The 7698-nt window shown below is 68.9% G+C and carries 5 protein-coding genes; 3 read left to right on the top strand and 2 right to left on the bottom strand.

The window, feature by feature from the left end:
- Positions 1 to 244: 244 nt before the first annotated feature.
- Both ilvA and ACNA7R_RS18040 read right to left on the bottom strand, forming a co-directional pair.
- The gene (ilvA, locus tag ACNA7R_RS18045) at positions 245 to 1477 is read right to left on the bottom strand and encodes a threonine ammonia-lyase (RefSeq protein WP_416284911.1); all 1233 of its coding nucleotides are present in this window, start codon (positions 1475 to 1477) and stop codon (positions 245 to 247) included.
- A complete protein-coding gene (locus ACNA7R_RS18040) occupies positions 1474 to 2793 on the bottom strand; it encodes an amidohydrolase (protein WP_416284910.1) in 1320 nt (439 codons plus the stop codon). Before ACNA7R_RS18040 ends, ilvA begins: the two co-directional genes overlap by 4 nt.
- Positions 2794 to 2916: 123 nt before the next feature.
- Between ACNA7R_RS18040 and ACNA7R_RS18035 the strand changes: the two genes are divergently transcribed.
- The 3 genes from ACNA7R_RS18035 to ACNA7R_RS18025 all read left to right on the top strand — a co-directional run bounded on the left by ACNA7R_RS18035 (position 2917) and on the right by ACNA7R_RS18025 (position 7630).
- Positions 2917 to 3885 (top strand): NAD(P)-dependent oxidoreductase, encoded by a 969-nt coding sequence (locus tag ACNA7R_RS18035; RefSeq protein ID WP_416284909.1) that lies wholly within the window; start codon positions 2917 to 2919, stop codon positions 3883 to 3885.
- Between the two features lie 4 nt (positions 3886 to 3889).
- Positions 3890 to 7099 carry an FAD-linked oxidase C-terminal domain-containing protein gene (locus ACNA7R_RS18030; RefSeq protein WP_416284908.1) on the top strand — a complete coding sequence of 1070 codons (3210 nt, stop codon included), beginning with the start codon at positions 3890 to 3892 and terminating at the stop codon, positions 7097 to 7099.
- A 135-nt stretch (positions 7100 to 7234) separates the two neighbouring features.
- Positions 7235 to 7630, top strand: coding sequence for a VOC family protein (locus ACNA7R_RS18025; protein WP_416284907.1), 396 nt, complete (start codon positions 7235 to 7237; stop codon positions 7628 to 7630).
- The last annotated feature ends 68 nt before the right edge of the window (positions 7631 to 7698 follow it).

Genomic DNA, 7698 nt, shown 5'->3' with positions numbered 1-7698 from the left:
AGCGACTCGGAAACCTCGAGATTCGACTGGATGGCCGGGACGATCGGGCCGAGAATGGCGCCGGCCATCACCGTCAGCGTCGCCGACGCGATGATGACCCACAGCGTCGCGCGGGTCTCCGAGTCGGTCTCCATCGTCTCGGTAGTGCGAGGTCAGCGGCAAGACGGTTCTGATACGTCCGTCGACTATCACCTCGCGGTTTCCGAACCGCGACGACGGCGCGCCGTCGATCCGCTCGAGGCGATCACTCGAGCCCGCTCTCCACGACCGAAACGTCCTCGAGCGCTCCCAGTGACTCGAGCACCCCGGAGAGGTGGTCGGGACCGCTGCCCTCGAGCCCGACGGTCACGGGAACGCGGTTCGGGTGGTCGTTCGGCCCGCGGCGGGCGCGCTCGAGGACGTCGAGTTCCGCGCCCTCCGATTCGACGGTCTCGACGACGTCGCCGACGGTCGTCGGCCAGCCCGCGACGGCCAGTCGGGCCTCGGCGTAGCGGCCGAGCTCCCCGAGCCCGGTGCGGGTCAGCTCGGCGTGCTCGGAGAGGTTGACGTTCCCTCCGGAGACGACGACGGCGACGCGTTCGTCTTCGAGGTCGGTCTCCTCGGAGAGCGCGGCCGCAAGCGGCGCCGCGCCCGCGGTTTCGGCGACCGTCTTCGCTCGCTCAGCCAGCAGCGTGACCGCGGTCGCGAGTTCGCGATCCGTGACGCCGACCACGTCGTCGACGACCTCGCGGGCGTTCGCGAAGGTGGTCTCGAGCATCCGGGTGTCGGCGATCCCCTCCGCGACGGTGTCGACGTCCGCCAGCTCGTGGATGCGGTCGTTCTCGAGGGCGGGTTTGGCGTGGAGGGCTCCCTCGGGCTGCACCCCAACGACCCGAATATCCGGATCAACAGCCTTCAGCACGGTACCGATCCCCGAGATCAGCCCCCCGCCGCCGATGGCGACGAGGACGGTGTCGGGATCGGGGTACTGCTCGAGCAACTCGAGGCCGACCGTTCCCTGGCCCGCGATGATCGCTTCGTCGTCGAAGGGGTGGACGAACGTCTCGCCCGTCTCCTCGGCCCGCTCGAGGGCGTACTCGTAGGAGCGTTCGTAGATCTCGCCCTCGACGATGACCTCGGCGCCGTAGCCGCGGGTGGCCTCGATCTTCGCCGCGGGGGTGACCTCGGGGACGACGATGGTCGTCTCGATCCCCAGCAGGTCTCCCGCCAACGCGACGCCCTGGGCGTGGTTGCCCGCGCTCGAGGCGATGACGCCCGCCTCCCGTTCGCGCTCGGAGAGCTGGGCCATCCGGTTGTACGCCCCCCGGATCTTGAACGAGCCGGCCCGCTGGACGTTCTCGAGTTTGAGCCCGACCGACGCGGCGCCGCTCAGTTCGGCGAACGTTCGCGAGGTGTCGAGCGGCGTGCGGTGGACGACGTCGGCGATGCGGTTGCGGGCCGCCTCGACGTCCTTGGGGGAGATCCGGCGCTCGCTCACCGCGTCCCTCCCGTTGCTGCGGACGACTGTGGCTCGGTCGCTTCTCCGTCTTCGAGCGCGCGGATCGTCTCCACGAGGACTGCGGCGCCGTGCTCGAGGCTCCGTTCGTCGACGTCGAAGTGGGGCGTGTGGTGGCTGTCGGGGTGGTCGGTGCCGACGATCAGGTAGGTCGCCAGCCCGCCCTCGTCCTGGACTCGTTCCATGAGGAAGGTCGCGTCCTCGCTCGCGCCGAAGTCGGCGCGCTCGACGACCCTGTCGATCCCCTCGACGCCGCGGGCGACCTCGGCGACCACGGCGGCGAGTTCGGGGTCGCTGTCGGCCCGCGGGGACCTGCTGACGACGTCGACCTCGGCCTCGCAGTCGTGGAGTTTCGCCGCCGAGCGGACGACCCGTTCGAACCGCGATTCGACGTACTCCATCAGCTCGGTCGTCTCGCCGCGGGCCTCGGCCTCCATGCGGGCCTTCTCGGCGATGACGTTGCTCGCGCTGCCGGCCTCGGCGTAGCCGACGTTGACGCGGGTCATCCCGTCGCTGTGGCGCGGAATGGCGTAGATGTTCTCGATGGCGGTTCCCATCGCGTGCATGGCGTTGGCTCCCTCCTCGGGGGCCTTCCCGGCGTGGGCCGACTCGCCCTCGATGTGGACGTCGAGGTGACACATCGCGAGCGGTTTCTCGATCCCGGCGATGACTTCACCCGTCGGGTGGTCGAGTCCGACGTGGATCGCGAGCAGGTAGTCCAGATCGTCGGCGAAGCGGCTCTTGGCCATCGGACAGCCCCCGCCGCTGACCTCCTCGGCGGGCTGGAAGAAGACGACCAGCCGACCCGAAAAGTCGCTGTCCTTGATCGCCTCCAGCGCCGCGAGCCCCCAGGTCATGTGGGCGTCGTGACCGCAGGCGTGCATCGCGCCGTCGATCTTCGAGCGAAAGCCCTCGGCGGCCGGGAGATGGTCGACGTCGTCGGCTTCCTCGATGAACAGCCCGTCGATGTCGACCCGGAGGCCGATCGACGGCCCCTCGCCGCGGTCCAGCACCGCGACCGCGCCGGTGTTCCCGCCGGCCATGCACTCGAGCAGGTCCTCGTCGGCCCCCCACTCGCGAGCGCGCTCGCGCCAATCCTCGAGGCGGTCCTCGCCGGGAACGGCCATCCGATCGGCCGGGTCGTAGGCGTCGGAGCCGATAGCCAGTTCGTCGACGCCGATGCGCTCGAGTTCCTCGACGAGGCGGTGCGTGGTGTAGAACTCCCGCCACGCGGGTTCCGGGTGACAGTGGAAGTCCCGGCGGACGGCGGACAGTCGGTTCCGGATCGGGTCGCTCATGGGAGTCGATGACTCCCCCCACGAACTTAATTGTACACAATTGTCGTTAACGTCGACTACACAAAAAGGATAAGGTAGATGGTGACAATCGTACGCCAACGCGTCGCTCAGGCGTGAACTATCATGAGCAAGCCAGATATCGTCGTCCTCCGCGAGGGGACGGAAGGACTCTCGATGGAATCGTACGCCGAAACGCTGCGCGAGCGCCTCCCCGAGGCGACCGTCGAACTCGCCCGCACGCCGAAACAGGAGCGCGAACTCGTTCCGCAGGCGAAGGTCGTCACGGGCGTCACGATCGAGGAGGAGCTACTCGAGGACGCCGACCGACTGGAACTCTTCGCGTGTACGTTTGCCGGCACAGACCACGTGCCGATGGACGCGCTCGCCGAACACGGCGTCGTCGTCACGAACGCGGGCGGGATCCACGCGCCGGGCATCGCCGAGCAGTCGATCGCGAATATGCTCGTCTTCGCGCGGAACCTCCACGAGGGGTGGCGACGCAAATCGAACGGCGAGTGGCGCCACTTCCAGTCCCACGAGTTCACCGACAGCACCGTCACCGTCGTCGGCCTCGGCTCGATCGGCCAGGAGATCGTCAAGCGCCTCGAGGGGTTCGAGGTCGAGACGATCGGCATCCGCTACACGCCCTCGAAGGGCGGGCCGACCGACGAGGTGCTCGGCTTCGAGGAGGAGGATATCCACGACGCCTTCTCGCGCAGCGAGTACGTCGTGCTGGCCTGTCCGCTGAACGACCTCACCCGCAACCTCGTCGACGAGGACGCGCTGGCGACGCTGCCGCCCGAGGCTGTGATCGTCAACGCGGCACGGGGCGGGATCATCGACACCGACGCGCTGGTCTCGGCGCTGCAGTTCAGCGGGATCCGGGGTGCCGCCCTCGACGTCACTGATCCCGAGCCGCTGCCCAACGACCACGAGCTCTGGGATCTCGAGAACTGCCTCATCACGCCCCACACGGGCGGCCACACGCCGAAACACTGGGACCGACTGGCCGACATCGTCGCGACGAACGTCGACGCGCTCGAGGACGGGCGTGGATTCGAAAACGTCGTCTTCCGTCCGGACTCGAGTTGATCGCATGGCCAGCGACGACACCCGGTCGACGACCGATCACGGCGATCGAACGACGACCGACCACAGCGATCAGACCGCGGCGCCCGACGACGTTCGGTTAGGGCCGCCCGACGATCCGCGAGCCGAGGATCCCGCCGCCGACCCGCGAGCGGACTACGACTACGTCGGCGGCAGGATCGACCGCCCGACCCTCGTCTCCGATCTCCGGCGACGGATCGACGGCGAGGTCCGGTTTGACGAGTACAGCCGCCAGCTGTACGCGACCGACGCCAGCGCCTACGAGATGACGCCCATCGGCGTCGTCCTGCCACGATCGACCGAGGACGTCGCCAGCGTCGTCGCCTACTGCGCCGACCGGGAGATTCCGGTGTTGCCCCGTGGTGGGGGGACGAGCCTCGCGGGCCAGGCGGTCAACGAGGCCGTCGTCCTCGACTTCACGACCCACATGGGCGACCTCCTCGAGATCGATCCCGACGAGCGACGGGCGACCGCACAGGCGGGGGCCGTCCTCGCCGAACTCAACGACGAACTCGAGCCCCACGGGCTGAAGTTCGCGCCCGACCCCGCCGCGGGAAATCGCAGCACGGTCGGGGGCGCGGTCGGCAACAACTCGACGGGCGCCCACTCGCTGCAGTACGGCAAGACCGACGCCTACGTCGAGGCCTGCGAGGTCGTCCTCGCGGACGGCTCCGTCGAACGGTTCGGCGAGGTCACGGTCGGGACGCTGCGCGAGCGGGCCGACCCCGAGGGAACCCTGCTCGAGCGTATCTACGAGGATCTTCGGCGCGTGATCGACGAGGAGGCAGAGGCGATCGCCGAGGCGTTCCCGCAACTGAAGCGCAACGTCTCGGGGTACAACCTCGATCGACTCGTCGCGGAGGCTTACGGCGAGCCCGACGCGTTCGACGAGAACAGCGGCGAGTCCGTCGAGATCGACGGCGAGCCCGACCCCGACGCGACGGTCAACCTCGCGCGCGTGTTCGCGGGCAGCGAGGGGACGCTGGGCGTGCTCACGGCGGTCGAGGTCTCCCTCGAGCCGATCCCCGAGACCACGTCGGTCGCCCTGCTGACCTACGAGGACCTGCTCGAGGCGATGGCCGACGTCGACACCATCGTCCGAAACCACGACCCCGCGGCGATCGAGGCGATCGACGACGTGCTGATCGACCTCGCCGGGCGAACCGAGGAGTTCGCCGACGTCGTCGCACAGCTCCCTGCGGGCACCGAAACCGCGCTGCTCGTGGAGTTCTACGCCGAAAGCGACGACCACGGCCGCGAGCAGGTCGCCGACCTGCTGGCCGATCGGCTGCCCGACGAGACCGTCCCGGATCCGACCGCGGACGAGGGTGCCGCCGACGCCGCGGGGAACGCGACCGCCTCCGGCGACCCCGTCCGCGCCTTCGACGCGCTCGAGGCCCACGCGCCCGACGAGCGCGCCGAACTCTGGAAGCTCCGCAAGAGCGCGGCGCCGATCCTGCTCTCGCGAACCTCCGACGCCAAACACATCTCCTTCATCGAGGACACCGCGGTCCCGACCGAGAACCTCGCCGACTACGTCGCGGACTTCAAGGAAGTACTGGCCGATCACGACACGTTCGCGAGCTTCTACGCCCACGCGGGGCCGGGCTGTATGCACATGCGCCCGCTGGTCGACACCAAAAGCGAGGCCGGCCTCGAGGAGTTCGAGTCCCTCGCCGACGCGGTGACGGATCTCGTCGTCGAGTACGGCGGCTCCGTCTCGGGCGAGCACGGCGACGGCCACGCCCGCACCCAGTGGAACCGCAAGCTGTACGGCGAGGACGTCTGGGCGCTCTTCCGCGATCTGAAGTCGACGTTCGACCCCGACTGGCTGCTGAACCCGGGGACGGTCTGTGGCGACCACCGGATGACCGAGCACCTGCGGTTCGACCCCGACTACGAGTTCGAGGCCGGCTTCGAGCCGACCCTTCGCTGGGAGAACGAGAACGGGTTCCAGGGAATGGCCGAGCTCTGTCACGGCTGCGGGGGCTGTCGCAGCGAGCAGGAGACCACCGGCGGGGTGATGTGCCCCACCTACCGCGCGGCCGAGGAGGAGAGCCTCAGCACCCGCGGCCGGGCGAACGCGCTGCGCCAGGCGATGAGCGGCGACCTCGACGCCGACGCCACCGACGCCGAGTTCTTAGCGGAGATCATGGACCTCTGTATCGGCTGCAAGGGCTGTGCCCGGGACTGCCCGAGCGAGGTCGACATGGCCAAACTCAAAGCCGAGGTCGAACACGCCGCCCACCAGGAAGGCGGTGCGGGCCTACGCGAGCGCCTGTTCGCCAACGTCGACCGGCTCAACGCCGTCGGCTCCGCGCTGGCACCCGTCTCGAACTGGGCCGCATCGCTGCCCGGATCGGGACTCGTCGCGGAGAAGACCCTCGGAATCGCCCGCGAGCGCGACCTCCCCTCGTTCGCCGACCAGTCGCTCGAGGACTGGTTCGACGCTCGAGGGCCTCGGGTCGACCCCGCAGAAGCCGACCGCAAGGTGCTGCTCGTCCCCGACGCCTACACCAACTACAACCACCCGCGGGCCGGGAAGGCGACGGTACAGGTCCTCGAGACCGCGGGCGTCCACGTCCGGATCCCCGAGGACGTGACGGCGACCGGTCGTCCGGCCCACTCGAAGGGCTTTCTCGACGTCTCCCGCGAGCGCGCTCGGACGAACGTCGACGCCCTCGCCCCGTACGTCGAGGACGGCTGGGAGGTCGTCCTCGTCGAGCCCTCCGACGCCGTCATGCTCCAGTCGGACTACCTGGATCTGCTCTCGGGACCCGACGTCGAGGCCGTCGCCGAGAGCACCTACGGCGTCTGCGAGTACCTCGAGCGCTTCGACCTGGTCGACCGGCTTCCGACCGCCGACCCCGGCGAGGCGCTGACCTACCACGGCCACTGCCACCAGAAGGCGACGAAGAAGGACGGCCACGCGGCCGGCGTCCTCGAGGCCGTCGGCTACGAGGTCGACGCGCTCGACTCGGGCTGCTGTGGGATGGCCGGCTCCTTCGGCTACGAGGCCGAACACTACTCGCTCAGTCGGAAGATCGGCGACGTGCTCCTCGAGCAGATCGCGGGCAGCGACGGCGAGACGGTCGTCGCTCCCGGCGCGTCCTGTCGAAGCCAGATCGCGGGCTACGACGGCCGCGAGGAGCCACCGCACCCGATCGAGAAGGTTTCGGAGGCGCTCTCGCGGTAGCCTCCGAAATCCCTTCGATTTCGACGCCGTCCTTCGGGAGGAACGGTATCTGCAAAGCGCGACCAGTGTACGGAGGATTATTCGTCGCGCCTCCGAAGAACGGGGTATGCACCAGATAGTCGGAGGCGAACGGCCGTGAACCTCTCCGGAATCGACCACGTCGTGCTCACCGTTTCGGACCTCGAGCGAACCTGCGCGTTCTACGAGGCGCTGGGCGCCGAGGTGGTCACCTTCGACGACGGACGAACGGGTGAACGCAGGGCTCTGCAGTTCGGCGAGCAGAAGATCAACCTTCACCCAGTCGACACCGACGTCGAGCACGTCGCCGCGGCGCCGACCCCCGGCGCGGGCGATTTCTGTCTGCTGACCGAGACGCCGATCGCCGAGGTCGAGAAACGTCTCCGCGAGCGGGACGTCGACGTCGTCGAGGGTCCGGTCGAGCGAACCGGTACGGTCGGTCGCCTCGAGTCGGTGTACGTCCGGGATCCGGACGGAAACCTCGTCGAGATCGGGCGGTACGAGGACGACTGATACGGATTGCTGTACCGATTTACCGGCGCAACCGCCGCACGGGTCGCGGTTGCGCCGGTACTGACTTA

The organism is Natronococcus sp. (assembly GCF_047921035.1).
In the GTDB taxonomy this organism is placed as follows: Archaea; Halobacteriota; Halobacteria; order Halobacteriales; family Natrialbaceae; genus Natronococcus.
Note: the sequence above shows the minus strand (reverse complement) of the source record. Positions and strands in the feature narration are given on the sequence as shown.

Bases quoted from the DNA above. Each gene is read 5' to 3' on its own strand.
- ACNA7R_RS18040 (WP_416284910.1), bottom strand. From the start codon at position 2,793: ATGAGCGACCCGATCCGGAACCGACTGTCCGCCGTCCGCCGGGACTTC.
- ACNA7R_RS18035 (WP_416284909.1), top strand. From the start codon at position 2,917: ATGAGCAAGCCAGATATCGTCGTCCTCCGCGAGGGGACGGAAGGACTC.
- ACNA7R_RS18030 (WP_416284908.1), top strand. From the start codon at position 3,890: ATGGCCAGCGACGACACCCGGTCGACGACCGATCACGGCGATCGAACG.